Origin of the sequence: Shewanella sp. Choline-02u-19 (assembly GCF_002836205.1) — a bacterium.
Lineage (GTDB): Bacteria > Pseudomonadota > Gammaproteobacteria > Enterobacterales > Shewanellaceae > Shewanella.
Window position 1 is genome coordinate 35,306 of the sequence record NZ_PJBE01000011.1, and the last position, 12,406, is coordinate 47,711.

General features: G+C 43.7%; 14 protein-coding genes. 7 read left to right on the top strand and 7 right to left on the bottom strand.

Annotation, left to right across the window (positions count from 1 at the left end; translation table 11 throughout):
- Nucleotides 1-86: 86 nt before the first annotated feature.
- Complete coding sequence (locus tag CXF83_RS01510; RefSeq protein WP_101089362.1) at nt 87-551, top strand: thioesterase family protein; 465 nt, start codon at nt 87-89, stop codon at nt 549-551.
- A 253-nt stretch (nt 552-804) separates the two neighbouring features.
- Nucleotides 805-1,692 carry an EamA family transporter RarD gene (rarD, locus tag CXF83_RS01515; protein WP_101089361.1) on the top strand — a complete coding sequence of 296 codons (888 nt, stop codon included), beginning with the start codon at nt 805-807 and terminating at the stop codon, nt 1,690-1,692.
- A gap of 69 nt (nt 1,693-1,761) precedes the next feature.
- Here rarD and CXF83_RS01520 read toward each other — a convergent pair whose 3' ends face one another.
- From CXF83_RS01520 to radC, 5 genes are all read right to left on the bottom strand, one after another.
- The gene (locus tag CXF83_RS01520; RefSeq protein ID WP_101089360.1) at nt 1,762-2,280 is read right to left on the bottom strand and encodes a PH domain-containing protein; all 519 of its coding nucleotides are present in this window, start codon (nt 2,278-2,280) and stop codon (nt 1,762-1,764) included.
- Between the two features lie 78 nt (nt 2,281-2,358).
- Nucleotides 2,359-3,678 carry an amino-acid N-acetyltransferase gene (gene argA, locus CXF83_RS01525; protein WP_101089359.1) on the bottom strand — a complete coding sequence of 440 codons (1,320 nt, stop codon included), beginning with the start codon at nt 3,676-3,678 and terminating at the stop codon, nt 2,359-2,361.
- A 295-nt stretch (nt 3,679-3,973) separates the two neighbouring features.
- Complete coding sequence (rpmG, locus tag CXF83_RS01530; RefSeq protein ID WP_101089358.1) at nt 3,974-4,147, bottom strand: 50S ribosomal protein L33; 174 nt, start codon at nt 4,145-4,147, stop codon at nt 3,974-3,976.
- 6 nt (nt 4,148-4,153) lie between these two features.
- Nucleotides 4,154-4,390, bottom strand: coding sequence for a 50S ribosomal protein L28 (gene rpmB / locus CXF83_RS01535; protein WP_101089357.1), 237 nt, complete (start codon nt 4,388-4,390; stop codon nt 4,154-4,156).
- A gap of 128 nt (nt 4,391-4,518) precedes the next feature.
- A complete protein-coding gene (gene radC / locus CXF83_RS01540) occupies nt 4,519-5,196 on the bottom strand; it encodes a RadC family protein (RefSeq protein ID WP_101089356.1) in 678 nt (225 codons plus the stop codon).
- 149 nt (nt 5,197-5,345) lie between these two features.
- On the opposite strand from radC, the gene coaBC reads away from it, so the two are divergent.
- From coaBC to folE, 5 genes are all read left to right on the top strand, one after another.
- The gene (gene coaBC / locus CXF83_RS01545; protein ID WP_101089355.1) at nt 5,346-6,539 is read left to right on the top strand and encodes a bifunctional phosphopantothenoylcysteine decarboxylase/phosphopantothenate--cysteine ligase CoaBC; all 1,194 of its coding nucleotides are present in this window, start codon (nt 5,346-5,348) and stop codon (nt 6,537-6,539) included.
- The gene (gene dut / locus CXF83_RS01550) at nt 6,540-6,998 is read left to right on the top strand and encodes a dUTP diphosphatase (protein ID WP_101089354.1); all 459 of its coding nucleotides are present in this window, start codon (nt 6,540-6,542) and stop codon (nt 6,996-6,998) included. It begins immediately after the preceding gene.
- Nucleotides 6,999-7,097: 99 nt separating this feature from the next.
- Nucleotides 7,098-7,691 (top strand): nucleoid occlusion factor SlmA, encoded by a 594-nt coding sequence (gene slmA / locus CXF83_RS01555; protein ID WP_101089353.1) that lies wholly within the window; start codon nt 7,098-7,100, stop codon nt 7,689-7,691.
- 133 nt (nt 7,692-7,824) lie between these two features.
- Nucleotides 7,825-9,795, top strand: a complete 1,971-nt coding sequence (locus tag CXF83_RS01560; RefSeq protein WP_101089352.1) for an alpha/beta hydrolase family protein — start codon at nt 7,825-7,827, stop codon at nt 9,793-9,795.
- A 218-nt stretch (nt 9,796-10,013) separates the two neighbouring features.
- The gene (folE, locus tag CXF83_RS01565) at nt 10,014-10,673 is read left to right on the top strand and encodes a GTP cyclohydrolase I FolE (RefSeq protein WP_101089351.1); all 660 of its coding nucleotides are present in this window, start codon (nt 10,014-10,016) and stop codon (nt 10,671-10,673) included.
- Between the two features lie 229 nt (nt 10,674-10,902).
- Here the strand turns inward: folE and pyrE are convergent, their stop codons facing one another.
- Both pyrE and rph read right to left on the bottom strand, forming a co-directional pair.
- The gene (gene pyrE, locus CXF83_RS01570) at nt 10,903-11,544 is read right to left on the bottom strand and encodes an orotate phosphoribosyltransferase (protein WP_101089350.1); all 642 of its coding nucleotides are present in this window, start codon (nt 11,542-11,544) and stop codon (nt 10,903-10,905) included.
- Nucleotides 11,545-11,664: 120 nt separating this feature from the next.
- Nucleotides 11,665-12,378 (bottom strand): ribonuclease PH, encoded by a 714-nt coding sequence (rph, locus tag CXF83_RS01575; RefSeq protein ID WP_101089349.1) that lies wholly within the window; start codon nt 12,376-12,378, stop codon nt 11,665-11,667.
- Between the last annotated feature and the right edge of the window lie 28 nt (nt 12,379-12,406).

Consider the following 12,406-nt stretch of genomic DNA (forward strand, 5'->3'; position numbering starts at 1 on the left):
AAACTTGCAACACAGGCTCCATTAGCGATAGATTAAATGCTCTAACACTAAGCGATTGATCCTAAAAGAAACAAGCAGGGAGCAAAATGAGTAATATTATTCAACAAGAAACATTACGCAGGGTCGCTGAGGTGTTTGACCAACATGTGCCGTTTCACAACTTACTCGGCATGGATATCAAACGTTATGATGTGGAAGGCGTTGAAGTTGTCGTCAAAATGAAGCCGGAATTGATTGGTAATATCCATCAGAAAATATTGCATGGTGGCGTTACGGCAACCGTGCTTGATGTTGTTGGCGGATTAACGGCTTTTTCTGGCCTAGTCGCTAGTCGTGATGACTGGAGTATCGAAGAGTTAGAGAAACGTATTCAAACCTTAAGCACCATCGATCTTAGAATCGATTATTTACGTCCAGGACGTGGCGAGATTTTTACCGGGACTGGTACCGTCATTCGCGCAGGCAATCGAGTGTCAGTTTCCAGAATGGAACTGCATAATGAAAAAGGCGATCATATTGCTTTCGGCACAGGCACTTATATGGTTGGCTAATCGAGACGAACGCATAATAAGCGATAGTGAAACGGCACTCATCGCTTTACGCTAACAAACATGACCGACTCAATACCAAACTCACGATAGCCATTTTTTTAAAAATGCTTATATGTCGCACTCTGCGCTCATGTGGCAGCATTTCTTTCCTCACTGTCACACGGCAGTGTGTAGATAAACACTTCGGCGAACTTGAGTCTGCGCCACTACGAGATTACAATTACGCCCTACTCCCTCTTTTTAGCACATTCTAATGCAAGATATTGAACACCGTAAAGGCATCACATTTGCCATTTGCGCCTACACCCTATGGGGCTTCGCTCCGCTGTACTTTAAATTGCTAACTGATGTGTCTGCAACTGAGATATTGTTGCACCGTGTACTTTGGTCATTTGTTTTTGTAGCGTTATTAATGAGCTTGTTTGGCGGCTTTAGTCGTGTCAGACAACTATTAAAAAAGCCTAAACAATTAGCCGTTCTGTGTATCACCTCATTATTAATCGCCGCTAACTGGCTGCTGTTTATTTGGGCGGTGAATAACGACCATATGCTCGATGCCAGTTTAGGTTACTTTATTAACCCTCTGGTTAATGTATTTTTAGCCATGCTTTTTCTCGGTGAGCGTTTGCGCAAACTGCAGTGGGCTGCGGTTTCTTTAGCCGCCATTGGTGTGTCGGTACAGCTAATTTCGTTTGGATCTATTCCACTAGTATCGCTTGCCTTAGCAGGCTCTTTTGCTTGTTATGGATTACTGCGTAAGAAAGTCAATGTCGATGCAAAAACGGGCTTACTGGTTGAGACCGCGATTTTAATGCCAATTGCGCTGATTTATCTATTAAGCAATATGGGTGATTCAATGACGCATCTGTTGAACAATGACATGCATCTCAATCTATTATTGCTCGCAGCCGGTGTAGTGACAACGGTGCCACTATTGTGTTTTTCGGCGGCGGCAGTGCGGATCCCATTCACCATGCTCGGATTTTTTCAGTACATCGGACCCAGCATCATGTTTATTCTTGCAGTAAACTTGTTTAACGAGCCTTTTGATATAGAAAAAGGCATTACCTTTGCCTTTATTTGGGCAGCACTGGCCCTGTTTACTGTCGATATGTTCTATAAGCGAAAGCAAAAAAAGTAGGCTTTAAAAATACTAAAAAGCGAACCCTTAAGGTTCGCTTTTTACGTAATAGGTTTAGCTATACGAGGCTTATTTGATAGCACTTAACAGCGCATCAGGCTGCGCTATGCTCAGTAGTATTGAGTAGCCTCTTAACGTGGGGATCACCACCACGGTGTCGGTCTCAGTTATTGCCACAAATGCCTTTTGCTGATCTGACAATCTAAACCATCCGAGCTGAAAACCAGGCATGCCCACACCGTTAACGCGAAGATCGGGTTTTAAGCTAAGATCAGCTCCTTGTTGCCAAGCTAACTTGCGGATCTCTAGCTTATTAACATCTTCAATCGGTAGGGTAAAACCATAAAAAGGCACATCAACCGTTACAGAGTCTGTCGTCAGAATGAGCTTGGCATCATTAACGCTATACAGCATCCAACTAAACGCACCTACCATAGGTAGCAGTACCGCTGCTATTACCACCTTGCTGGTTTGCGGCAGTGCCTTATAGTAGATGTAAATGCCCAATCCAATAAAGCCGACCAGTAAGGCAATAAAGCTCCAGTTACCTGTCGAACTGAGTGGCGCAAGATCAAAGCTCTGAGTCATAGGACGTTCTCATTAATACAGTCGCTCTATCCTTGGCCACAAGACGCACTAGGTCAAGATGAACTTGGCGCAAAACACTTATAAATCTAATGCTAGGATCTTAGATTTACGTTGATAGTTATACAGCTGCTTCTTTTTCCCTGGTAGCTCATCGACTTCAACAATCGTAAAGCCATGCTCTAAAAACCAATGAATACTGCGAGTCGTTAACGCAAACAACCGTGAGTAACCCCTTACCCTTGCTTGGCTAATAATATTTTGCAGCAACAGACTGCCACGATCAGCATCTCGGTATTCTGGATGCACCACCAAACAGGCGAACTCCCCCGCGTTGTCCTCTTCAAAAGGGTAGAAAGCAGCGCAACCAATCACTAAACTATCGCGCTCAATCAGCATAAACTGCTCTATCTCAACTTCGAGCTGTTCACGCGAACGGCGCACTAAAATCCCTTTTTCCTCCAGCGGTCGGATAAGATCTAAAATGCCACCGATATCCCTGATAGAAGCACGACGCAAGCGCTCTGCACTTTCTGTCACAATTTGCGTTCCGATACCGTCCCGAGAAAACAGCTCTTGTAGCAGCGCACCATCATCTAAATAACTGACAAAATGACAACGACTCACGCCATTACGACATGCATCAATACTGGCTTGTAAAAATGCCTTGGTCCCTAAACAGAGTGGCGCTTGCGCTGGCAAATTATTGAGTATGCTTTGGGCATCAGTCGGCATCAATTCAGCAAGGACGTCTCCATGCTCATCCATAATGCCTTTATGCGCGCTAAAGCCAATCATCTTGTCAGCTTTCAACTTAACCGCAATTTGCGTCGCAACCTCTTCAGCCGTTAAGTTAAAGCTCTCTCCAGTGACTGAGGCTGCTACAGGGCCTAATAAAACGATGCAGCCACTGTCTAACTGCCGCTTGAGTCCGTGAGTGTCAATCCGTCGCACTCTCCCGCTAAGGCTATAATCCACACCATCTTCAACCCCTAATGGCTGCGCAATAACAAAATTGCCACTGACCACATTAATTTGAGCGCCCTGCATGGGAGTATTACTCAAACTCATCGACAGCCGAGCCGTGATATCGAGTTGCAATGCACCAACCACCTGTTTAATCACTTTGAAGGTATCTTCTTCAGTGATCCTCACACCATTGTAATACTCAGGGGTTAGGCTGTGCTGAGCGAGTGCTTCATCGATTTGTGGCCGAGCGCCGTGAACCAGCACAATCTTGATCCCTAAGCTATGCAGCAGTGCGATATCATTAATAATGGCTTTGAACTGCGGCTGCGCAAGCGCTTCGCCGCCAAGCATAACGACAAATGTTTTACCTCTATGCGCATTGACATAGGAAGCTGAGTGACGAAAACCATCGACAAGTTCTGTAGTACGCACGCTAAATCCACCTTATAGTCTAAATAGACAGTCGCAACAATCTGCATCATTGATAAACACCAATGATGATATTGCATTTTAATTCATTTAAACAGCATTTATTTTCACTTATTAATATAAAATAACATTGTTAAGCATGTGAATTTAAATGGTTGAAGCCTATAAAGCTAATGATGGCAGAAATGAATAGTCAGTCGTTGTAGCGAGAGAGGGGATTATCGAGGGTATATTCGGATTTTAAGACAAAAAAAAGCCTCTAAAAATAGAGGCTTTTTAAGATGCTAAAAGTAAGTTACTACTTCATTTTAGCTTCTTTGTAGATAACATGCTGACGAATAACTGGATCAAATTTCTTGATTTCCATTTTTTCAGGCATGTTACGCTTGTTTTTTTCAGTCGTGTAGAAATGACCAGTTTTAGCGCTAGATACTAGCTTGATCTTCTCACGATTACCTTTAGATTTAGCCATGGTTTATTATACCTTCTCGCCGCGGGCACGAAGTTCAGCAACAACAACTTCAATACCTTTCTTATCAATGATACGCATACCCTTAGTAGAGATACGTAGCTTAACGAAACGTTTTTCAATTTCTAACCAGAATCTGTGATTCTGTAGGTTAGGTAAAAAACGACGTCGCGTAGAATTCTTCGCGTGCGAACGGTTGTTACCAACCATTGGTTTCTTGCCAGTTACTTGGCATATTCTTGACATGTCAAACTTCTCCAAAACAATATATATAACGCTCGAGCATTAATGTACCTCGAACACGGCCGTCGCCTGAGGCACACAACAGAGGGCGCATTTTATACAGGATCTAAAATAAAAGATCAAGGGTTAGATTAATCTATCCACCCTCGTTCAGCGAAAGAAACTATCTCTCGATCGCCTACAACCATATGGTCCAACAAGGAAACATCGATAGTTTGTAGGGCTTGTTTCAATCGCTCAGTAATTCGTCTGTCGGCTGTACTTGGCTCTGCAACTCCAGAGGGATGATTGTGACACACGATCACAGCCGCAGCTTTTTTCTCAAGCACCAAGCTCACCACATCTCGCGGATAAACTGACGCAGAATTTATTGTGCCCCTGAATAATTCAACGAATTGAATCACCCGATGTTGACTATCTAACAGTAAGACAGCAAACACTTCGTAGGCACGATCCCCTAATTGTCTCATTAAATAGTCTCGAGTTAAATCAGGATCCGATAAAATTTTGCCTCTTTTTAGCTTTTCTTTCGAAATTCGCTTACCGATCTCTACAGCAGCCTGCAATTGAGCATACTTAACTGGACCAATTCCATCTAAACGGCATACTTCTGCTTGAGACGCTGTCAACAAGCTTCTAAGCCCTCCAAACTCGGTTATCATAATACGAGCTAACTCGACGGCACTTAAGCCCTTAAGGCCAACCCTGAGCAATACTGCAAGTAACTCTGCATCCGATAGTTGCTGTGCACCATTAAGCAGTAGCTTCTCTCTTGGTCCTTCGCCTTGTGGCCAGTCTTTAATTCCCACAATAACCTCCTTGTTATTATTTAACATTGAGTATGGTCGAGAATTTGCTAACTTGTTCATCAACTCGTTTAGGATTGTGATATCTTAGGCCGCACATCGACTGCACGGATGGCATTAAAATCCGTCAAAATGATAATGGAAGAGTACGTATGGGTTTGAAAAACAAGAAAGTCCTTTTAGGAATTGGAGGTGGCATTGCTGCCTATAAATCTGCTGATTTAGTTCGCAAACTAAAAGACCGTGGCGCTGACGTTAGAGTCGTCATGAGCCAAAGTGCGCAGCAATTTATCACACCACTCACCCTCCAAGCTTTATCTGGCTATCCGGTTGCCACCGACCTGCTCGACCCCACTGCTGAAGCCTCCATGGGCCATATAGAATTAGCCCGCTGGGCTGACTTAATCATTATTGCCCCCGCCACGGCAAACTTAATTGCGCGCATGAGTATCGGCATGGCCGATGAACTCATCACCACCACATGCCTAGCAACAGAAGCGCCCATAGTGCTTTGCCCTGCGATGAATCAGCAGATGTACCGCAATGCAGCGACGCAAGCCAATTTAAAAACCGTAGCACAACGCGGCTTTACAATATGGGGCCCAGATTCTGGCTCACAAGCCTGTGGCGAAGTGGGCCCTGGCAGAATGTTAGAACCCGTGGCGATTGCAGAACGAGCCGAACAGCTATTAGGGCCAAAATTGTTAGATGGCGTCTCTTTATTACTCACGGCAGGACCCACTCGTGAAGCCATAGATCCCGTAAGGTATATCTCGAATCACAGTTCAGGAAAAATGGGCTTTGCACTTGCTAGCGCGGCGGCTGAGATGGGTGCAACTGTCACACTCGTTGCAGGACCTGTAAACTTAGCCACTCCAGCGAATGTCACCCGTATTGATGTTGGGTCAGCACAAGAGATGCTTGATGCCGTGATCCCAGAAGTAGAAAACCACCAAATTTTTATCGGTTGTGCGGCAGTGGCTGATTATCGAATAGCGGATATTGCAGAGAGTAAAATAAAAAAATCTGCGGAACAGATGCAGCTTGCGCTCGTTCGAAATCCTGATATCTTAGCCACCGTTGCCAGCCATGCTAAACGTCCGTTTACGGTTGGTTTTGCAGCAGAAACAAATGATGTCGAACAATACGCCAAAGGTAAACTGGTGCGTAAGAAACTCGATATGATCGCCGCCAATGATGTGTCTAACAGTAACATTGGTTTTAATAGCGACAATAATGCGCTCAGCGTGTTTTGGCACGGTGGTGCGACACACTTACCCCCTGTTGACAAACAAACGTTAGCCAAGCAATTACTCACCCTAATCGCAGAAAAAGTAAAAAAATAAATGAAAACACCGATTGAATTAAAGATCCTAGACTCACGTATTGGCACGCAGTTTCCGTTGCCTGCATATGCGACTCCAGGTAGCGCAGGAATGGATTTACGCGCTATCACCGACACTGCTCTCACCATACAACCGGGTCAAACAGTCCTTATCCCTACCGGTATTGCAGTGCATGTGGCAGATCCAAGTTTGGCCGCCATCATATTACCTCGTTCAGGCCTAGGCCATAAGCACGGTATCGTGCTCGGTAACTTAGTGGGGTTAATCGACTCTGATTACCAAGGACCCTTAATGGTTTCTTGCTGGAATCGTGGTAGTGAACCCTTCACTATCGAAATTGGTGACCGTCTTGCGCAGTTAGTGTTTGTTCCCGTCGTACAGGCTGAGTTTAAGCTTGTGGATGAATTTGATAGCTCAGATCGCGGTGCAGGCGGGTTTGGTCATTCAGGTACAAAATAATACATTACCGCGTTAAACGCATCACTACATTTTATAGATAGCACGGAGCAGCGTTTCCTTGCTATCTCGCTCAGTAGTAATCGAGTGAAGGACTGATAAATGGCTGCAAGCCCAAAAATAAACCGTCGCGAACATATTCTTCAATGTTTGGCGACCATGCTAGAAACAAATCCAGGACAACGTATAACCACTGCTAAATTAGCAGCTGAAGTTGGCGTATCAGAGGCAGCCCTCTACCGTCACTTTCCGAGCAAAGCACGTATGTTTGAAGGCCTTATTGAGTTTATCGAGGAGTCACTGCTTTCTCGAATCAATCTCATCATGGATGAAGAAAAAGACACCATGAAACGCTGCCAACAGTTATTGCAACTGCTGCTGGTTTTCGCCGAGCGTAACCCCGGTATTTCGAGAGTGTTAAACGGTGACGCCTTACTCGGTGAACACGAACGTTTACGCAGTCGAATTAGCCAACTTTTTTCTAAAATTGAAACTCATCTTAAGCAAATTCTACGCGAGAAAAGCTTACGCGAAGCCCAAGGCTTTAACATCGATGAAGCCGTTCTGGCTAACTTACTGCTTGCAATTGCCGAGGGCAGAATTGCCCAGTTTGTTCGCAGTGAGTTTAAAATAAAGCCTACCAAGCACTTTAATGAACAATGGGCATTTGTTCAGCAACAACTGCTGCAGAGCTAGCCATTAATGCGCTAAGTGGCGGGCCATTCGCCACTTACTTATTAGTTAACTTTCCCATTGAAAATTTATTACTTTTCCCCTACTCTCTAACTGCTTAAAAATACAACTCTTTATAATTAAACAAGGAAGTATTATGAGGATCACCTCTCTCATTAGCCTAGTTGTGCTTATTGCCACAGCTATGCCGGCCTTTGGCTCAGACACCACCCTAACTATAGCAAAACAATTTAGTCGCGGAGCGGAGTTTAGTCATCTAAAACTCTCACCTGGCGGTGACTATATCGGCGCTATTACCAAACATGATGGTAAAAATAAACTGTTAATATTGGATGCTAAAACTAAGAAATTACACCATGCAGTATTTTTCCCTGGTAATGCTCAAGTCGGTAACTACGCATGGGCTAATGATGATCGAATCGTTTTGCAAAAAGAGTACTTAAAAGGCTGGCAAGATACTCCCATCTATTATGGTGAGTTATTTGCTGTTAATGCTGATGGCTCTAATGCGCAATATTTGTTTGGCTATAACGGTGGCGAACAACAAACAGGTTCAAACCTAAAAAAGAACACAGCTATTCGAGCCACCGCTTATATTTTAGATCCACTGCCAAATGATGATCGTTACATGTTGGTTAACGCAATACCTTGGAATAATAAACGTACCCTTGATTATGAGCGGAAACAAGACGTTTATCGTGTCGACATATACAAAGGAAAACGCAGAAAACTGATGCGTGCGCCAATTGGTCATTCTAGATTCTTAACTGATTTTAAAGGTGAAGTTCGCTTTGCTGTTGGTGAAGATAAAACTAACACCACTAAAGTGTTTTACCGCAAAGATGGTGAATGGGTAAATAGTGACCAACTCTCAATTGGTCTCCTTGATTTTAGCCCTATTTCTTTTGCTGAACAGAAAAACAGTATTTATGCCGCAGGCCGTGAAGATGGGCAAACTTTAGGTGTGTACAGCATCGATCTTGAAACAGGTAATAAAAAGAAAATAATTCAAGATGAAGTTGTCGACCCAAGCAATTTTTGGATTAACCAGAAAACTAAAAAATTGTACGCAGTAGAGTTCGACAACGGTTACCCAACCTACGCTTTTGTTAATCCCAAAGAACAACACACAAAAATACTTAAACAACTGATAGCGGCTTTACCTGGTCACCAGGTCCAAATTGTCAGTGAAAATAGAGATTCCAACTTACTCATTATAAAAGCATCTAATGATCGCAACCCAGGCGACTACTACATCTTTGATACTGAAAAAGTAAAGCTTGAATATCTAGCATCTCAAAAACAATGGCTCGACCCTGAACTAATGGCTGAAGTTAAACCTATCAGTTTTGTCAGTCGAGACGGGATCAAAATAAGTGGTTACTTAACATTACCTCATGGTAAAGAAGCCAAGAATTTACCCTTAGTGGTAAACCCCCATGGAGGCCCATATAACGTCAGAGATTGGTGGGGCTTTAACGCACAAAACCAAATGTTAGCCAGTGAAGGGATGGCGGTACTACAAGTCAACTTCCGTGGTTCAGGTGGTTACGGTAATGCCTTTGAAAAGGCTGGGTACCAAAAGTGGGGCACTGATATTCAGTATGACATCATTGATGCTACGCAGTACGTTATAGAGGAAGGCTACGTTGATGCAAAGCGTATCTGTATTGCCGGAGGCAGTTTTGGTGGTTATAGCGCCTTACAAAGCGCCATTATCGAACCGAACATGTTTAAGTGTGCCATTGGATTTGCCGGCGTTTACGACTTACCACTCATGTTTGAGGAAGGTGACGTACAAGGACGCCGATCAGGTCTGAACTACTTAAAAGAGATACTTGGTGAAGACCAAGCATTATTAAAATCGATGTCGCCAACTTATAATGTGAGCAAACTCAAAACCAACATTTTATTAGTTCATGGCGGTGAAGATGAAAGAGCTCCCATTGAACAACTTGAATCATTAGAAGATAGTCTCAAAGAAATCGATTATCCCTTTAAAAAGTTAGTGATGGATGATGAAGGTCATGGATTTTATGATGACGGACATAGGGCAAAATACTACAGTGAAATGCTCAGCTTCTTAAAGACCAACCTTAAGCTGTAATCCCTCAAATAGAAAAACCGACTAAATTAGTCGGTTTTTCTTATCGCAAGCGAGATTTTTGGTGTATATTTGCATCAAATCGCTGTGCCTCCGTGCATCTTAGCGCCAAAGCAAAGCGTTAACGCTCTACTATTACTGTTAAGCGATACCTGTCAAATTGCGAACCGCAACTAAGATCACCAGAGACAGCACCACTACCCATTAAAGTGGAGGACATTATGACATCAAAAGAAGCTATCCTCAGCGAATCAGCACAATTAGTACAAGCTGCGCTACTTGAACGCGGACTTGAAACCCCGATGCTACCCTGCGAATTTAGTCCTGAAGAACGTAAGGATAAAATTGAGCATCATATGCGCGAGATTCTAACGTTAATGTCGTTAGATCTACGTGACGACAGCTTGACCGATACGCCACGTCGCATTGCAAAAATGTACGTTGATGAGATATTTTCAGGTCTCGATTACGCCAATTTTCCAAAAATCACCGTGATTGAAAATAAGATGGGCTTCGACGAGATGGTCAAGGTTAATGACATAAGTCTCACCAGTACTTGCGAGCATCACTTAGTCACCATCGATGGCCTAGCACGAGTAGCTTACTTGCCGCGTAAAAACATTATTGGCTTATCCAAGATAAACCGTATCGTACGCTTCTTTGCGCAGCGGCCACAGGTACAAGAGCGTCTGACGCAACAGGTTTTAGTTGCACTGCAAACCTTACTAGAAACCAAAGACGTCGCCGTTAAAATGGATGCGGTACATTACTGCGTAAAATCACGTGGCGTGATGGATTCAACCAGCTCAACAACCACTACAGCATTAGGCGGTATTTTTAAATCTAACCCTGCCACACGGGCTGAGTTTCTTAGCAACTAGCCCAACTTTAGGTTCTAGGTTCTAGGTTCTAGGTTCTAAAATACTGCGCCAGAAACAAAAACGCTGCGTCATAAACGCAGCGTTTTTTAGTTTCTAGATAAGAAAATGAAATAGCCCGATAACGGAACGGCCTTCGGCCTCACGGAAAATCAAAACCGATGCTAAATATTAATTTGTGCTCCTGCTTTTCCGTAAGCGCAGCGCTCTGTAGCCAAAGGCGTTCTACACTTTAAATCCCGTATTGGTCGCGGTAAGCACTCACTGACGCCAGCTCTGTTTCCATACCGGTCTTTTCTGACAGGTAGTTAATCAAGTCTTCAAGTTTAATAATCGACACAATCTCACAACCAAAATCACGCTCAACTTCTTGAATGGCAGATAACTCACCTTTGCCTTTCTCTTGACGATCAAGTGCAATCAACACACCCGCTAACTTAGCATTGTGAGCCGCGATAATTTCCATTGACTCGCGAATGGCTGTGCCAGCAGTAATGACATCATCGACTAACATCACACGGCCTTTAAGCTCGCTACCGACTAGGCTGCCGCCTTCACCATGTTGTTTTTTTTCTTTACGGTTAAAGCAGTAAGGCATATCGATATCGTGGTGATCACACAAAGCAACCGCCGTTGTTGTCGCAATGGGAATGCCTTTATATGCAGGACCAAACAGTAAATCATATTCAATAGCTGAATCAACTAATGCCGTTGCATAAAAACGACCAAGACGCGCTAAATCACGACCGGTATTAAACAAACCAGCATTAAAAAAGTAAGGGCTAGTGCGGCCTGATTTTAACGTAAACTCGCCAAATCTAAGTACCTTGCGCTCAAGGGCAAACTCAATAAACTCACGTTGATAGGCTTTCACAATCTCTCCTTAAAAAATGTAGGGCAACTCAAATTATTTTAATCATTTTATTTATTATAAGCGCGGTCAAAAAGCACTTACAAAAAGGACCCCGTAGGGCCCTAGTAACAACAATACGATTTAGCTTAAAGACGCTTTTTGAATATCAACGATCTCTCGGATACCATGCTTAGCTAGTTCTAATAAGCTCAATAGCTCTTCATGACTGAACGGCTCGCCTTCGGCTGTACCTTGGATCTCAATCATTTTACCAGTTTCAGTCATCACAACATTCATGTCGGTTTCAGCTGCGCTATCTTCAATATATTCTAAATCGCAGATAGGCTCGCCTTTATAGATACCAACACTAACAGCAGCAATAAGGAACTTAAGTGGGTTAGTCTTTAAAATGCCTTTACCACGTGCCCAGTTAAGTGCATCAACCAATGCCACACAAGCACCTGTAATAGCAGCTGTACGCGTGCCACCGTCTGCTTGAATAACATCACAATCAATAACAATCGTGTTTTCACCCAGTAGCTTCATATCAACAGCTGCACGTAGTGAACGGCCGATTAAACGCTGGATCTCTTGAGTACGGCCAGACTGCTTACCACGAGCCGCTTCACGGTTCATGCGGCTATGCGTAGAACGCGGCAACATACCATATTCAGCAGTAACCCAACCTTGGCCTTGGCCTTTAAGAAAACGCGGTACACCCTCTTCAAAACTGGCGGTACACAGCACTTTAGTGTCACCAAACTCAACTAAAACCGAACCTTCGGCATGAGCGGTAAACTGACGTGTAATAGTCACTGGACGAGATTGTGCTGGAGTTCTGTCGCTTGGGCGCATAGTGAATTCCTGTATTTGAAAACATTGG

What these genes read in the sequence shown, in the direction of transcription:
- CXF83_RS01510 (WP_101089362.1), top strand. Translation starts at nt 87, where the DNA reads ATGAGTAATATTATTCAACAAGAAACATTACGCAGGGTCGCTGAGGTG.
- rarD (WP_101089361.1), top strand. Translation starts at nt 805, where the DNA reads ATGCAAGATATTGAACACCGTAAAGGCATCACATTTGCCATTTGCGCC.
- CXF83_RS01520 (WP_101089360.1), bottom strand. Translation starts at nt 2,280, where the DNA reads ATGACTCAGAGCTTTGATCTTGCGCCACTCAGTTCGACAGGTAACTGG.
- rpmG (WP_101089358.1), bottom strand. Translation starts at nt 4,147, where the DNA reads ATGGCTAAATCTAAAGGTAATCGTGAGAAGATCAAGCTAGTATCTAGC.
- rpmB (WP_101089357.1), bottom strand. Translation starts at nt 4,390, where the DNA reads ATGTCAAGAATATGCCAAGTAACTGGCAAGAAACCAATGGTTGGTAAC.
- coaBC (WP_101089355.1), top strand. Translation starts at nt 5,346, where the DNA reads ATGGGTTTGAAAAACAAGAAAGTCCTTTTAGGAATTGGAGGTGGCATT.
- dut (WP_101089354.1), top strand. Translation starts at nt 6,540, where the DNA reads ATGAAAACACCGATTGAATTAAAGATCCTAGACTCACGTATTGGCACG.
- slmA (WP_101089353.1), top strand. Translation starts at nt 7,098, where the DNA reads ATGGCTGCAAGCCCAAAAATAAACCGTCGCGAACATATTCTTCAATGT.
- CXF83_RS01560 (WP_101089352.1), top strand. Translation starts at nt 7,825, where the DNA reads ATGAGGATCACCTCTCTCATTAGCCTAGTTGTGCTTATTGCCACAGCT.
- folE (WP_101089351.1), top strand. Translation starts at nt 10,014, where the DNA reads ATGACATCAAAAGAAGCTATCCTCAGCGAATCAGCACAATTAGTACAA.
- rph (WP_101089349.1), bottom strand. Translation starts at nt 12,378, where the DNA reads ATGCGCCCAAGCGACAGAACTCCAGCACAATCTCGTCCAGTGACTATT.